This window comes from Halomonas sp. SpR8 (genome assembly GCF_031010195.1).
In the GTDB taxonomy this organism is placed as follows: domain Bacteria; phylum Pseudomonadota; class Gammaproteobacteria; order Pseudomonadales; family Halomonadaceae; genus Vreelandella.
On sequence record NZ_JAUAMC010000029.1, the window covers coordinates 1 to 659 of the forward strand.

Consider the following 659-nt stretch of genomic DNA (forward strand, 5'->3'; position numbering starts at 1 on the left):
GCTGGCAAATAAGGACAAGGGTTGCGCTCGTTACGGGACTTAACCCAACATTTCACAACACGAGCTGACGACAGCCATGCAGCACCTGTCTCTGCGCTCCCGAAGGCACACCAGAATCTCTTCCGGCTTCGCAGGATGTCAAGGGTAGGTAAGGTTCTTCGCGTTGCATCGAATTAAACCACATGCTCCACCGCTTGTGCGGGCCCCCGTCAATTCATTTGAGTTTTAACCTTGCGGCCGTACTCCCCAGGCGGTCGACTTATCGCGTTAACTTCGCCACAAAGTGCGCTAGGCACCCAACGGCTGGTCGACATCGTTTACGGCGTGGACTACCAGGGTATCTAATCCTGTTTGCTACCCACGCTTTCGCACCTCAGTGTCAGTGTCAGTCCAGAAGGCCGCCTTCGCCACTGGTATTCCTCCCGATCTCTACGCATTTCACCGCTACACCGGGAATTCTACCTTCCTCTCCTGCACTCTAGCCTGACAGTTCCGGATGCCGTTCCCAGGTTGAGCCCGGGGCTTTCACAACCGGCTTATCAAGCCACCTACGCGCGCTTTACGCCCAGTAATTCCGATTAACGCTTGCACCCTCCGTATTACCGCGGCTGCTGGCACGGAGTTAGCCGGTGCTTCTTCTGCGAGTGATGTCTTTCCTG

1 rRNA gene is annotated in these 659 nt (G+C 55.8%); it reads right to left on the reverse strand.

The annotated features are described in order from the left end of the window. Window positions 1-659, reverse strand: a 16S ribosomal RNA gene (locus tag QT230_RS20790); the annotation flags it as partial.